Source organism: Vibrio ichthyoenteri ATCC 700023, assembly GCF_000222605.1.
Taxonomy (GTDB): Bacteria; Pseudomonadota; Gammaproteobacteria; order Enterobacterales; family Vibrionaceae; genus Vibrio; species Vibrio ichthyoenteri.
Window position 1 is genome coordinate 28,158 of sequence record NZ_AFWF01000092.1, and the last position, 14,141, is coordinate 42,298.

A 14,141-nucleotide genomic window follows, 5' to 3' on the forward strand; every position below is an offset into this window, starting at 1 on the left:
TGCGAGAACCAGTTATAGTGATGCGGGTATAAACCCGCATCATTTTTAAAATGAAAAATAGAGAAGAGCAAAAACAGGGAAGGCAGCCGTCAGACTATCGATGCGATCCAGCACACCACCGTGGCCAGGAATGATATTACTGCTATCTTTAATTCCTGATACACGTTTAAACATGCTTTCAACTAAATCGCCCAACACAGAAATGACTACCGTCACTAACGTGATGACAATAAAAGCACCGGCACTACTAAATTCAATATCAAACCACTGCGCGGTACCCCAGCCTACCAGCAGCGCGGTCAGAACACCGCCAATCAGACCTTCAATGGTTTTGTTTGGACTCACGTGAGGCGCCATCTTGCGCTTACCCATACTTTTACCAGCAAAGTAAGCACCGCTGTCTGCAGCCCAAACAATGAAGCACACGTACAGTACCAGCTTAGCACCATGGTAAGGATCAATCATGATTCCCTGAGCGCGCAGAATGACGATACTCCACAAGAAAGGCAGCAAGGTTAAAAGACCAAATAGGTGACGCAGCAATTTCGAACCTTGCCAGCATTGAGCTGAACGGGGATAAGTAATCGCCAAGCCACTCGAAACAACCCACCAAGCGGCGCCGAAAGCGAGAATCGCATAATGACTGCTATTGAGCGCGTTAAGAGAAAAGGCATCAGAAGGGATAAACATAAAACTGGCGGCAGTAACCACCACACTAGGAATCAAAGCCACTACACGAGATTTCGCTTCAACAAACTGGGTCCATTCCCAAAAACCGATTAAGGTTACCATCGCGATCAGAGCAATAAAAAGGGGTAACGAAAGCTTAAAAATCGCAAGGATAACTAATGGAGCAAGGATAAGCGCGGTTATAATTCTTTGTTTCAAACTCTAGTCCTTAGTTGCATTCCATTAATGCTTTAACTTGTTCACCAGTACAACCAAAACGACGTTCACGGTCAACAAACCAAGAAACGGCTTCAATCAAACTGTCTTCATTAAATTCTGGCCAATAGGTTGGCGTGAAATACATTTCCGCATAGGCCAACTGCCACAGCATGAAATTGCTAATACGACATTCACCACTGGTACGGATGAGAAGATCCACTTCTGGCAAATCGGCCATGGTAAGATATTGAGTCATTAAACTCTCATCAATCGCATCGATAGCTAACTCTCCAGTTTGCACCTTAGCTGCGATCGATTTAGTTGCTTCAAGAATATCCCACTTACCGCCATAATTCGCAGCAATGTTAATCACCATACCATTATTATTTGCTGTCAGTTCTTCCGCTTGCGCAATTTTTTGCTGTAAGCGCTGACTAAAGCGGCGTTTATCGCCGATAACACGTAAACGGAGGTTATTCTTATGCAGCTTCTTTACCTCGGTAGATAATACCGTGATAAATAACTCCATCAACACACCTACCTCTTCCTCTGGACGACGCCAATTCTCGCTACTGAACGCAAATAGGGTTACGGCTTTAATGCCCAAACGCGCCGCACTGGAAATGGTTTTACGCACCGCCATGACACCGTTTTTATGTCCAAAAATGCGTGGTTTACCCTGAGCTTTAGCCCAGCGGCCATTGCCATCCATAATGATAGCGATATGTTTGGGAAGTTGTTCAGATGAGAGTTGTGAGTTATGCATAGAGCTTATAGGATTGCGGGCAGGTGACAGAGGGTAGCATAAAAGAGCGCTATGCGGCGAGCACAGCGCTTTTTTTTGATGAATGTTTGAGAATTAAACTTCCATCAACTCTTTTTCTTTAGCAGCTAGAACATCGTCTACATTTTTAACAGCGATGTCAGTTAGCTTTTGAATCTCGTCTTGACCTTTATGATCTTCATCTTCAGAGATTTCTTTATCTTTTAGTAGTGCTTTAAGATCGCCATTTGCATCACGACGGATATTACGCACTGCAACACGAGCACCTTCTGCCTCGCCACGTACGATCTTAACTAAGTCCTTACGACGCTCTTCAGTTAGAGCTGGAAGTGGAACACGAATAATCGTACCCGCTGACATTGGGTTTAGACCAAGATCCGACATCATGATCGCTTTCTCAACTTTTTGAGTAAGCTCACGGTCAAATACCGTAATAGCAAGAGTACGAGCATCTTCTGCTACAACGTTAGCGACTTGATTAAGAGGTGTTGGCGCGCCGTAGTACTCTACAGAAATGCCAGATAGCAAGCTTGGGTGAGCACGGCCAGTACGGATTTTAGAAAGGTTGTTCTTTAGTGCTTCAACACTTTTTTCCATGCGCTCTTGCGCGTCTTTTTTGATTTCGTTAATCACGGTTTCACCTTAATGATTCTTCTTTCTCAAAGAGAGTCTAACAGGGCTGAAAATAGTTTTGTGCTACTTGGTCACCAAATAGCACCTAAACTCGTCAAGCAGGCTAAATTAAGCGTTTTCGCTGATTAGCGTACCTTCCGCTTCACCCATAACCACGCGACGTAGTGCGCCTGGTTTGTTCATGTTAAATACGCGGATTGGCATTTTATGATCGCGAGCAAGTGTAAATGCTGCTAAATCCATCACTTTAAGTTCTTTGTCAAGAATCTCTGCGTAAGACAACTTATCATACAGCTCTGCGTCTGGGTTTGCCACAGGGTCAGAGGTAAATACGCCATCTACTTTGGTTGCTTTTAGAACTACATCAGCTTCGATTTCAATGCCACGTAGACACGCTGCTGAATCGGTTGTGAAGAATGGATTACCAGTACCTGCAGAGAAGATAACAACACGGCCTTGACGTAATTCACGAATCGCATCAGCCCAATTGTAATCGTCACAAACACCTTTCAGTGGAATTGCCGACATTACACGCGCATTCACGTATGCACGGTGCAGTGCATCACGCAATGCTAGGCCATTCATTACCGTTGCTAGCATACCCATATGGTCGCCAACAACACGGTTCATGCCCGCTTCAGCAAGGCCTGCACCACGGAATAAGTTACCACCACCGATAACGACACCAACTTGAACGCCCAGTTCAACTAACTCTTTTACTTCTTGAGCCATACGGTCAAGAATCGTAGGATCAATACCAAAACCTTCGTTGCCTTGAAGTGCTTCGCCACTTAATTTTAACAGAATACGTTGATATGCTGGTTTAGGGTTCGTTGTCATGGAGTTTACCTTCCAAAGGGAGTTATCAATTAACAGTCATGATTTAAAACTCAGAATCAAAAATTCCAAATCATCACGGTTCGTTGCTATCTCTTATTCGTAAAAAGACCGCAGCCATGGCTACGGTCTCAGAATTTTCGGGTAACTAAGGATTAACCTTTTTGTACCGCTGCTACTTCATCAGCAAAGCTCATTTCTGCAGCTTTCTCGATGCCTTCACCAACTTCTAGACGTACGAAGTTAACTACAGAAGCACCTTTTTCTTTCAACATTTCGCCTACAGTTTTCTTAGGTTCCATGATGAATGCTTGACCAGTTAGAGAGATTTCACCGGTGAATTTCTTCATACGGCCAACAACCATCTTCTCAGCGATCTCTTGAGGTTTGCCTTCGTTCATAGCGATTTCAACTTGAACTTCTTGCTCTTTAGCAACTACGTCAGCTGGTACGTCTTCTGGGTTTACGAACTCAGGACGAGAAGCCGCTACGTGCATAGCAACGTGCTTAAGAGTTTCAGCGTCGCCTTCACCAGCAACAACTACACCGATTTTCTCGCCGTGACGGTAAGAAGCTAGCGCAGCACCAGCTACGTACTCTACGCGACGGATGTTGATGTTTTCGCCGATTTTAGCAACAAGAGCAACGCGAGTTTCTTCAAACTGAGCTTGAAGAGCAGCGATGTCTAGTTGACCAGCTACAGCAGCAGTTGCTACTTCATCAGCAAACGCTAGGAAGCCTGAATCTTTAGCAACGAAGTCAGTTTGACAGTTAACTTCAAGAAGAGCAGCAACGCCGTTTTCTTCTTTGATGATGATTGCGCCTTCAGCTGCAACGTTACCAGCTTTTTTAGCTGCTTTCGCTGCGCCAGATTTACGCATGTTTTCAATTGCTAGTTCGATGTCGCCGTCTGCTTCAACAAGCGCTTTTTTACATTCCATCATGCCAGCAGCAGTGCGCTCGCGAAGTTCTTTAACTAGAGCAGCAGTTACAGTTGCCATTCTCTATTCCTCGTTTGATTCGAAATAAGGTAAAAAACAGGGGCCTACATTGTCGGCCCCTGCTGATAACTATAACTCAATCTGCGTAAAAAAATACACAGACTAAGTATGGCTCGGAGCCGATATTATTCAGCTTCTACGAAACCGTCTTTTTCAGCAACAACTGCAACGTCTTTGTTACGGCCTTCGTTTACAGAAGTCGCAACTGCGTCTAGGTACAGTTTAACAGCGCGGATTGCGTCGTCGTTACCTGGGATGATGTAGTCAACGCCATCTGGGTTAGAGTTAGTATCTACCACAGCGTAAACTGGAATACCTAGGTTGTTAGCTTCTTTAATCGCAATGTGTTCGTGATCAGCATCGATAACGAAAAGTGCGTCAGGTAGACCACCCATGTTTTTGATACCACCAAGAGATTTCTCTAGCTTCTCCATTTCACGAGTGCGCATTAGAGCTTCTTTCTTAGTTAGTTTATCAAAAGTACCGTCTTGAGATTGAGCTTCAAGCTCTTTAAGACGTTTGATAGACTGACGAACAGTTTTGTAGTTTGTTAGCATACCGCCTAACCAGCGGTTGTTAACGTAGTACTGGTTGCTTGCGATTGCAGCTTCTTTAACAGCTTCAGATGCAGCGCGTTTAGTACCTACGAAAAGAACTTTACCTTTTTTCTCGCCAACTTTAGCTAGTTCAGCTAGAGCTTCGTTGAACATTGGTACAGTTTTTTCTAGGTTGATGATGTGAACGCGGTTACGAGCACCAAAGATGAATGGCTTCATTTTTGGGTTCCAGTAACGAGTTTGGTGACCGAAGTGAACACCAGCTTTCAGCATATCGCGCATTGATACAGTTGCCATTTTAAAATCCTCTAATGGGGTTAGGCCTCCACATCCCCCATGAATCCGACCTCCAACATCTATTTGTTAAAGCACAAATAGTTTTACAGCTGAGGCACCCCGGAACATGTGTCGGAATGTGTGTGATTTAAAGATATAAGTTTATGGAACTCGCCAGCTTCGCTGCCAAGGCTGACCTTCGCAAAGAGAACAGACGATGTTTCCGGCGCGCTTTATACCATATTTCACTACTATTTGGCTAGTAAAAATTCCTTTTCAGCCGATTTCAACGCATCAAACAAAGATGAAATTTATTTCCGCTAAATAACACAAATACACATTCTCAGTTGTTCCTGTTAAAATAGCGTCATCCGCACATTTTTGTGCCGTTGAGTAAGTAGAGAAAAGCCAATGTCAATCAAGATCAAAACGGCTGAAGAAGTCGAACGTATGCGCATCGCTGGTAGCTTAGCTGCCGATATTCTAGAAATGATCGAACCTCACATTAAAGCTGGGGTCAACACCGACACATTGAACCAAATCTGTCACGATTATGCTCTAGAAAAAGGCGCATATTCTGCCCCACTTGACTACCATGGTTTCCCGAAATCAATCTGTACTTCAATTAACCACATCGTATGCCACGGCATTCCTGCCGCGCAAGATGAGATGGGTAGCAATGGCCAAATGAAGCCTGCTGTACTTAAAAATGGCGACATCATTAACGTTGACATTACCGTGGTCATCCCGGATGACGAAAACGCCGATCTTAGCGTTCGTCCAGAAGGTTACCACGGTGATACCTCAAAGATGTTCTTTGTGGGTGACGCCTCTCCTGAAGACAAACGCCTATGTATGGTGACACAAGAAGCACTATACGTGGGTATGAAGCAAGTGAAACCGGGCGCGACTGTCGGTGATATCGGCACCGCTATCGAAAAGCACATCAAGACCAACAACAAAAATAACCCGCGTAACAAGTTCTCTATCGTTAAGGATTTTTGTGGTCACGGTATCGGCAATGAATTCCACGAAGAACCACAAGTCGTGCACTACAAAAACAACGACCGCCGTGTACTAAAAGAAGGCATGTGCTTTACCATTGAACCGATGATCAATGCAGGTAAGTTTGGTTGTACTGTGGATGCACAAGACGATTGGACGGTATACACAGGTGATGGCAAAAAATCAGCTCAATACGAACACACCATCATGGTGACGAAAGATGGTTGTGAAGTCTTCACTCTACGCAGTGACGAAAGCATCCCTCGTTTAATGAAAAACGCTTAATATCTTTCCTATCCCCGCTTCTGCGGGGATATTTTTTTGTCTCGCCTAATTTGATAAAGTGAAATCTATCACTCAGCACGGAAGCCACTATGCCTTTTCAATCTCCGCTCACATTCAGTGACGAGCAAATTAACATTAGCGAACTAAAAGCTCAGTTGGAGCAATTTGCTGACTATCAACGAAAAGAATTTCTCGATCATCACCCGGTCAATGATCTGGTGCTTGGGCGTGCTGAATACACCGATTTGTTACTCAATCGTTTATGGCAACACTTTGGTTTTGCTCATTTACCCAACATCAGCTTAGTGGCGGTGGGTGGCTATGGTCGCGGGGAACTCCATCCACTTTCTGATATTGATATGCTGATCGTATCAAAAAAGACCTTACCCGATAATTTAGGTGCCAAAGTCAGCGAATTCATTACTTTGCTGTGGGACTTACGTTTAGAGATTGGCCATGCGGTTCGCACTATCGACCAGTGTGCCGAAATCGGTCGAGCCGATCTTACTGTTGCTACCAATCTACAAGAATCGCGTTTACTTTGTGGTTGTGAAGAGACCTTTCACCAACTCAAAATGGTGATTCACTCTGAGTCTTTTTGGCCAAGCGAAACCTTCTATAAAGCCAAGGTTCAAGAGCAAAAAAATCGTCATGCTCGCTATCACGACACCACTTACAATTTAGAGCCCGACATTAAATCAACACCGGGCGGCTTGCGCGACATTCATACTCTCAGTTGGGTAGCAAGACGTCACTTTGGCGCGACTTCTCTTTTGGAAATGAGCCGCTATGGTTTTTTGACTGATGCGGAATACCGTGAACTGGTTGAGTGTCAGGATTTCTTATGGCGAGTCCGCTTTGCGCTGCATATCGAACTGCGTCGCTATGATAATCGCCTTACCTTCGCCCATCAGGCACAAGTCGCCGAAAACCTCGGCTTTGTTGGCGAAGGCAATCGCGGCGTCGAAATGATGATGAAAGAGTTCTACCGCACCCTACGCAGAGTCGCTGAATTGAACAAAATGCTGCTTAAACTGTTTGACCAGGCGATTTTAAACAATGGCACGGAAAGCCCTCCACAGGTGATTACCGCCGATTTCCAACGTCGCGGCAACCTGATTGAAGCGCGTAAGCCGGCACTGTTTCAAGCTCGTCCTGAAACGATTTTGGACATGTTTTTGCTGATCGCCAACGACTCCACCATTGAAGGTGTGGCACCACCAACACTGCGCCAACTGCGCACTGCTCGCCGCCGTCTCAACAAATTTCTCCATACCATTCCAGCGGCACGGGAAAAATTTCTGGAGCTATGCCGTCACCCAAACGCGCTGCATAAAGCGTTTAGCTTAATGCACAAACTCGGCGTATTAGCGGCCTATTTACCACAGTGGAGCCAGATCGTTGGCCAAATGCAGTTTGATCTCTTCCATGTTTATACCGTGGATGAGCACAGCATGCGTTTGCTCAAACACATCAACACTTTTAGCTACGCAAAAAATCACAGCAAACACCCAATCTGTTGTGAAGTTTATCCACGTATCCAAAAGAAAGAACTGCTGATCATTGCCGCTATCTTCCATGACATTGGCAAAGGACGCGGCGGTGACCACTCAGTTATCGGTGCAAAAGAAGCGTACGAGTTCTGTATCGAACATGGCCTTTCTACCCCTGAGGCAAACCTAGTTTCTTGGTTGGTGCGCCACCACTTACTGATGTCAGTCACCGCTCAACGCCGTGATATCTACGATCCAGAAGTGATCACCGAATTTGCCAAGCTGGTGCGAGATGAAGAGTATCTCGAGTACTTGGTCTGCCTCACCGTCGCCGACATTTGCGCCACTAACCCCGAGTTATGGAACAGTTGGAAACGAACCTTACTGGCTGAACTCTTCTATTCTTCGCAACGCGCTCTGCGCCGTGGCTTAGAAAATCCCGTTGATGTGCGAGAACGAATCCGCCATAACCAACAAATGGCGTCAGCGGTATTGCGTAAAGAAGGTTTTACCGCACGAGAAATCGAAGTGTTGTGGCAACGCTTTAAAGCCGATTACTTCCTGCGTCATACCCACAAGCAAATTGCTTGGCACTGTAGTCACTTATTGCGTCATGATGACCCAACCAAACCTTTAGTGTTAATTAGCGAAAAAGCCACCCGTGGCGGAACCGAAGTGTTTGTTTATCACAAAGATCAGCGAGCGCTGTTTGCCACCGTCGTCGCTGAATTAGATAGACGAAACTTCAACGTCCATGACGCACAGGTCATGACCAGCAAAGACGGTTATGTACTCGATACTTTTATGGTTTTAGACCAGCATGGTGATGCGATTGAAGTTGGTCGCCATAAAGCGGTCATAAAACACTTAACACACGTATTGCAAGATGGTCGACCAACCAAAATCCGTACTCGTCGCACGCCACGCAACTTGCAGCATTTTAAAGTCAAAACCAAGGTGGACTTTCTACCAAGCAAGAGTAAAAAGCGCACCACTCTAGAGTTTGTTGCGCTTGATACTCCGGGTTTACTCGCCACAGTCGGAGCAACATTTGCCGATCTGCATATTAATTTGCATGCAGCGAAGATCACCACCATTGGCGAGCGTGCTGAAGATTTGTTTATTATCACGGGGGCTGAAGGCGGTAAACTCAGTGAACAAGAAGAGCAACAACTGCGAGAAGCTCTGTGCGCCAATGTGGAAGAATTGGCGCCAAACTGATCCCACCCACAAGTTGATAAAATAGCCAAGGCGAAGGCTATCTCGAAATAAAATAGGCTGCTACATTAAATAGATGGATGCTCTAGGTCATACCTAAAGTCTTTGATGAGTATACCACTTTAACCCTATTTTATGAGGTAGCCTATGTTTGCAAATCTTATTGGTTTAGGCATTCAAGATCCCCAGCAAATTGAGCGCTATTCTTTGCGCCAAGAAGCACATAAAGACGTGTTAAAAATCTATTTCCGCAAACAGAAAGGCGAATTATTTGCCAAAAGCGTCAAGTTCAAATACCCACGCCAAGTTAAAAATGTCTTAGTTGATAGTGGCAGCCATCAATACAAACAAGTAACGGAAATCAACCGCAACCTGACGCTAGTGATCGATGAACTCAATAAAATAACTAAACCCGTAAAAAATGGCTGACGTGGATGTTAAACAGAAAATTCTGTCTGATTTGCGTCATCTAGAAAAGGTGGTGTCGAGTAAGATTGCTGAAATAGAAGCAGATTTAGAAAAGTTGAAGTAAAGCGAGAAGCGAGAAGCGAGAAGGATTTTTAGGGTTGGCTTTATCAGTCAACCCTTTTTCATTCAACTAATCAGTATCTCTCTGACTCTCAAACGAAGTGTTCTCGATTCTCGTCGAGAGGTGCTTCACTTACAGCCAACCGGCGTATTTACCGACTAAATACAACGCGACACCCGCCATTGCGCCAGCGACGATGTCATCAATCATGATACCTAAACCGCCATGTACACGCTTATCGAGCCAACCAATTGGCCACGGTTTTACCATGTCAAAAAAGCGGAACAAGATAAACCCCGTTAATAGCCACTTCCAATCTGTCGGCGACAATTGAAATAACGGCACCACGGCCATGGTGATCCAAAAGCCTGCGAATTCATCCCAGACTATTGAGCCATGGTCGTGCACCCCCATGTCATCAGAGGTAACTTGGCATATTTTCACCCCAATCAAACACGCAAAAATGACCGCCACGATATAAGCGGGTAACGGTAATTGAACTAACAATAGATAAAGGGGGATCGACGCCAACGTTCCCATGGTGCCCGGTACAATCGGAGACAAACCACTACCAAACCCTGTAGCTAAAAGGTGCCACGGGTTTTTTAAAGAAATCAATGAAAGAGGATTAGCCATAATTGCATCTTAATTATTGTTGAAATGATCATACCCACTCAACTGCCATTCGAGTGGTTTTCCTTGTAAAGTCAAATAAAGGCCAGGCTGTTCAACAATCTGACCGACACAAGTGACTTTGGTATTACTCCCCACCAGCATACTCTCTAACGCATCAAAATGCTGCGGAGAAACGGTAAAGCACAGTTCATATTCTTCACCGCTGGTGAGTGCATACTGTAATGCTAATTCTTGACTGCGGGTAAACTCAAGTAATTGGCTTGAAATGGGTAAATCGCCGACGTGCAGTTCCGCGCCGACAACCGAGCGCTTAAGGATATGTGGCAAATCAGAAATAAGACCATCGGAAATATCAATCGCCGCCGTCGCAATACCCTGCAATGCTTGACCCAGTGCCACTCGTGGCGTTGATAAATAGTGACGTTTTTCCAACTCTGCGGCACAACAAGCATTGGCATCAGCATGGCCTAATAGCACATCCAACCCCGCTTTGGCATCGCCGAGATCACCAGAAACATACACCCTATCGCCCACTTGTGCGCCATCACGTCGCAACGCTTTGTCCGCGGCAACAAAGCCTTGCACCGTCAAGGTTAAGCTAAGCGGTCCTTTGGTTGTATCACCACCAATAAGGTGAATACCATAGTGATCTGCAAGTGCAAAAAAACTATCACAAAAAGGCTTTAACCAAGCTTCATCGACATCAGGCATGGTCAAAGCAAATGAAACCCACGCAGGGCTTGCTCCCATAGCGGCCAAATCGCTGATATTCGAAGCTAGAGCTTTGTGTGCGACCCAAGCCGGGTTCGCCGAGGTGAGAAAATGTGTGCCTGCCACCAACGTATCAGTGCTAATCGCAATCGCTTGATTGATGGGGGCTTGTACCAAAGCACAATCGTCACCGGCAGCAAGCAACACATCTTCACGCTGAACTTGGCGGCCAACAAAATATTTTTCAATCAGGTTAAATTCACCGGGCATAGGGAGGCGTCATATCTAACAGGCTATTTTTGAGGAAATCAGTATATAAAAAAAGGCCAGCAATTTGCTGACCTTTTTACTAATCTGGCGATTATTTCTTACGTACGTGCGGTGCCGCTTTATCAAGTACACCGTTAACGAATTTGTGGCTATCTTCTGCTGCGAATACTTTTGCAAGTTCAATCGCTTCGTTGATAACAACTTTGTAAGGAACGTCTTCGCGACGAGTCATCTCGTACATAGCAAGACGAAGTAGCGCTAACTCCATCAAATCCAAATCTTGCATTGGACGAGATGTGTATGGGCGAATCTTACAATCTAGCTCTGTGTGACTTAGCACAACACCTGCTAACAGGTCACGGAAGTAGGCAACGTCTGTGTCTGGTGCAGTTAGAGCTGGCTCTGCAGCATGATGTTCTTCTTCATCATACTTACCACCAGATAAAAACTGCTCTTCAATTGTGGCAACATTTTCTTTAGTAATTTGCCAAGAGTAGATCGCTTGTAGAGCGAATCGACGTGCATTACGACGTGCGGCTGGTTTCACACTGGCCCCCATTAGGAATCGATTTCAGAAAGAACGTTAATCATCTCAAGTGCGCTCAGTGCAGCCTCTGCACCTTTATTACCAGCCTTGGTTCCTGCGCGCTCAATTGCTTGATCAATAGTATCAACAGTTAAAACACCAAATGCGACTGGAAGTGAAAACTCCATCGACACTTGTGCCAAACCTTTGTTGCATTCACTACAAACATAGTCAAAGTGCGGTGTTCCGCCACGAATAACGGTACCTAAAGATACGATAGCATCGTACTTACCCGTTTTTGCTACACGTTGAGCAACAAGCGGCAATTCAACTGCACCAGGGCAACGAACTACAGTAATGTTGCCTTCGCTAACTTGTCCATGACGCTTTAAAGTATCGATGGCACCAGACAATAGACTTTCGTTAATAAAACTGTTGAAACGAGAAATAACGATAGCAATTTTTGCGTTTGGCGCTGGGAAGCCACCCTCGATCACTTTCATAAGCTTTCCTTTAACTATGTTCATCAAGTGAGAATCGCCGGATTCTAGCACAAAACTGTGAGCAATATCTAATAGGTTTTTACATTCCTAAAACGAAAAAGCGAGACATACAATACATCTCGCTTAATCCAATGATTTAACGCTGTTGGTTACTCACAAATATATTCAACAACATTCAAACCAAAACCGCTTAATGCATGGTAACGCTTGTTGCTTGAAGAGAGTAAGCGCATGTCATGCACCCCGAGATCCGCCAAGATTTGTGAACCAACACCAACGCGGCGTGAAGTGCCTTGCTTCTTAGCGAGTGTCGGCGCACTGCCTTGATCTTGCGCTTCAAACATTTTGACGCGATGGATCAGTAATTCAGTTGGTTCTTCATTGCCGAGAATGATCAAAACGCCACCTTCTTCACCAATACGTTTCATCGCTTTATCTAATGTCCAACTGCGCTCTGCATTACGGTCGCTGCGCAGTAAGTCGGTAAAGGTATCTTGCAGGTGAACACGAACCAGTGGGGATTTATCCGCTGTACCTTGTTTGCACATGGCATAGTGCACTTGGTTATCGATCGTATCGCGGTAGGTCACCAAATTAAATTCACCGAACTCGGTTGGAAGCTTGCATTCCGCGACACGTTCAATGGTGGTTTCGGTGTTGTTACGGTACTCAATAAGATCAGCAATGGTACCCAGTTTGAGATCATGTTTTTCCGCAAACACTTCCAAATCAGGACGACGCGCCATGGTGCCGTCATCGTTTAAGATTTCAACAATAACCGACGCAGGCTCAAGCCCAGCGAGACGCGCCAAATCACAACCCGCTTCAGTGTGACCAGCACGCGTCAATACGCCACCTTCTTGCGCCGCGAGTGGGAAGATATGACCAGGTTGAACTAAATCCGCTGCTTTTGCATCTACGGCAACCGCTGCCTGTACTGTGCGCGAGCGATCCGCCGCAGAAATACCGGTGGTAACGCCTTCAGCAGCTTCAATCGACACAGTAAAGTTAGTGGTGTATTGCGCATTGTTGTCTTGCACCATCGGTGGCAAGCCAAGGCGCTCACAACGAGATTTTGTCATCGTTAAGCAAATCAAACCACGACCGTAAGTTGCCATAAAGTTGATCGCCTCCGGAGTCACATGCTCCGCGGCCATGATCAAATCGCCTTCGTTTTCACGGTCTTCGTCATCCATTAGAATGACCATTTTACCTAAACGAATATCTTCAATAATTTCTTGTGGCGTACTAATTGGCATCTTTAGTTCCTATTTTGACTGCGCGTTATATAACCGCTTTATGTTCTTTTACAAGAGTACTTCTGCGTTCACGATTTAAGCAAATCCATTTTGCTGAAGAAATTCCATCGTGATGCGTGATTCTGGTTGTGCTGATTGCTGACTAGTGAGTAATCGTTCCATATAACGAGCCAACACGTCAACTTCAAGGTTAACCTTACGACCAACATGAAAATCGGCGATAGTCGTTTCTTCACCAGTATGCGGAACGATGGTCAGTTTAAAGGCATTCTTACGTAGTGCGTTGACGGTAAGACTAATACCATCAACGGTAATTGAGCCTTTCTCTGCAACGTACTTATTGAGCTCTTCCGGCATGGCGACCCAAAATTCAATCGAACGGCCAACTTGGTTACGCTCAACAATTTCACCAACTCCGTCCACATGTCCAGAAACAATGTGCCCACCAAAACGCGTGGTCGGTAACATCGCTTTCTCTAGGTTTACTTTATCGCCCGCTTGATAATGGGTAAAACCGGTTTTATTCAACGTTTCGAGCGATAAGTCAGCGCTGTAACTGTGATCATTAAATGCTACAACGGTTAGGCATACGCCATTGGTTGCGATGCTGTCACCGAGTTTAACATCTGACATATCGAGCTTATTACTGCTCACGGTAACGCTAATGTCTTCGCCTTTTGGCGTAATGGCAGTCAGAGTACCGACTGCTTCTACAATACCTGTAAACATA

General features: G+C 45.3%; 14 protein-coding genes and 1 pseudogene. 3 read left to right on the top strand and 12 right to left on the bottom strand.

Going from position 1 to position 14,141, the window contains the following annotated elements; all coding sequences use genetic code 11:
• Window positions 1-45 precede the first annotated feature (45 nt).
• The 6 genes from RH85_RS07860 to rpsB form a co-directional block, all read right to left on the bottom strand.
• Window positions 46-888 carry a phosphatidate cytidylyltransferase gene (locus RH85_RS07860; protein ID WP_006711683.1) on the bottom strand — a complete coding sequence of 281 codons (843 nt, stop codon included), beginning with the start codon at window positions 886-888 and terminating at the stop codon, window positions 46-48.
• Between the two features lie 10 nt (window positions 889-898).
• Window positions 899-1,654, bottom strand: a complete 756-nt coding sequence (gene uppS, locus RH85_RS07865; RefSeq protein WP_006711684.1) for a polyprenyl diphosphate synthase — start codon at window positions 1,652-1,654, stop codon at window positions 899-901.
• 93 nt (window positions 1,655-1,747) lie between these two features.
• On the bottom strand, window positions 1,748-2,305 hold the full coding sequence (gene frr / locus RH85_RS07870; RefSeq protein WP_006711685.1) for a ribosome recycling factor: 558 nt from the start codon (window positions 2,303-2,305) through the stop codon (window positions 1,748-1,750).
• A gap of 108 nt (window positions 2,306-2,413) precedes the next feature.
• On the bottom strand, window positions 2,414-3,145 hold the full coding sequence (gene pyrH / locus RH85_RS07875) for a UMP kinase (RefSeq protein WP_005593373.1): 732 nt from the start codon (window positions 3,143-3,145) through the stop codon (window positions 2,414-2,416).
• 152 nt (window positions 3,146-3,297) lie between these two features.
• Window positions 3,298-4,143 carry a translation elongation factor Ts gene (tsf, locus tag RH85_RS07880; RefSeq protein ID WP_006711686.1) on the bottom strand — a complete coding sequence of 282 codons (846 nt, stop codon included), beginning with the start codon at window positions 4,141-4,143 and terminating at the stop codon, window positions 3,298-3,300.
• A gap of 125 nt (window positions 4,144-4,268) precedes the next feature.
• Entirely contained in the window at window positions 4,269-4,997 is a 729-nt protein-coding gene (gene rpsB / locus RH85_RS07885) for a 30S ribosomal protein S2 (RefSeq protein ID WP_006711687.1), read from the bottom strand.
• Window positions 4,998-5,387: 390 nt separating this feature from the next.
• On the opposite strand from rpsB, the gene map reads away from it, so the two are divergent.
• The 3 genes and pseudogenes from map (at window position 5,388) to RH85_RS07900 (ending at window position 9,509) form a co-directional block, all read left to right on the top strand.
• The gene (map, locus tag RH85_RS07890) at window positions 5,388-6,266 is read left to right on the top strand and encodes a type I methionyl aminopeptidase (protein ID WP_006711688.1); all 879 of its coding nucleotides are present in this window, start codon (window positions 5,388-5,390) and stop codon (window positions 6,264-6,266) included.
• 89 nt (window positions 6,267-6,355) lie between these two features.
• Window positions 6,356-8,980, top strand: coding sequence for a bifunctional uridylyltransferase/uridylyl-removing protein GlnD (gene glnD, locus RH85_RS07895; protein WP_006711689.1), 2,625 nt, complete (start codon window positions 6,356-6,358; stop codon window positions 8,978-8,980).
• Between the two features lie 144 nt (window positions 8,981-9,124).
• Window positions 9,125-9,509: pseudogene (locus RH85_RS07900) on the top strand (DUF3461 family protein).
• Between the two features lie 129 nt (window positions 9,510-9,638).
• On the opposite strand, the gene pgpA reads toward RH85_RS07900, so the two are convergent.
• The 6 genes from pgpA to RH85_RS07930 all read right to left on the bottom strand — a co-directional run bounded on the left by pgpA (window position 9,639) and on the right by RH85_RS07930 (window position 14,140).
• Window positions 9,639-10,142, bottom strand: coding sequence for a phosphatidylglycerophosphatase A (gene pgpA / locus RH85_RS07905; protein WP_006711690.1), 504 nt, complete (start codon window positions 10,140-10,142; stop codon window positions 9,639-9,641).
• 9 nt (window positions 10,143-10,151) lie between these two features.
• Window positions 10,152-11,123, bottom strand: a complete 972-nt coding sequence (thiL, locus tag RH85_RS07910; RefSeq protein ID WP_006711691.1) for a thiamine-phosphate kinase — start codon at window positions 11,121-11,123, stop codon at window positions 10,152-10,154.
• A 91-nt stretch (window positions 11,124-11,214) separates the two neighbouring features.
• On the bottom strand, window positions 11,215-11,682 hold the full coding sequence (gene nusB, locus RH85_RS07915) for a transcription antitermination factor NusB (protein ID WP_005592767.1): 468 nt from the start codon (window positions 11,680-11,682) through the stop codon (window positions 11,215-11,217).
• A complete protein-coding gene (gene ribH, locus RH85_RS07920) occupies window positions 11,682-12,152 on the bottom strand; it encodes a 6,7-dimethyl-8-ribityllumazine synthase (RefSeq protein WP_006711692.1) in 471 nt (156 codons plus the stop codon). The genes nusB and ribH overlap by 1 nt, the downstream gene beginning before the upstream one ends.
• 149 nt (window positions 12,153-12,301) lie before the next feature.
• The gene (gene ribBA, locus RH85_RS07925) at window positions 12,302-13,411 is read right to left on the bottom strand and encodes a bifunctional 3,4-dihydroxy-2-butanone-4-phosphate synthase/GTP cyclohydrolase II (protein WP_006711693.1); all 1,110 of its coding nucleotides are present in this window, start codon (window positions 13,409-13,411) and stop codon (window positions 12,302-12,304) included.
• Window positions 13,412-13,486: 75 nt separating this feature from the next.
• Window positions 13,487-14,140 carry a riboflavin synthase gene (locus tag RH85_RS07930; RefSeq protein ID WP_006711694.1) on the bottom strand — a complete coding sequence of 218 codons (654 nt, stop codon included), beginning with the start codon at window positions 14,138-14,140 and terminating at the stop codon, window positions 13,487-13,489.
• Between the last annotated feature and the right edge of the window lies 1 nt (window position 14,141).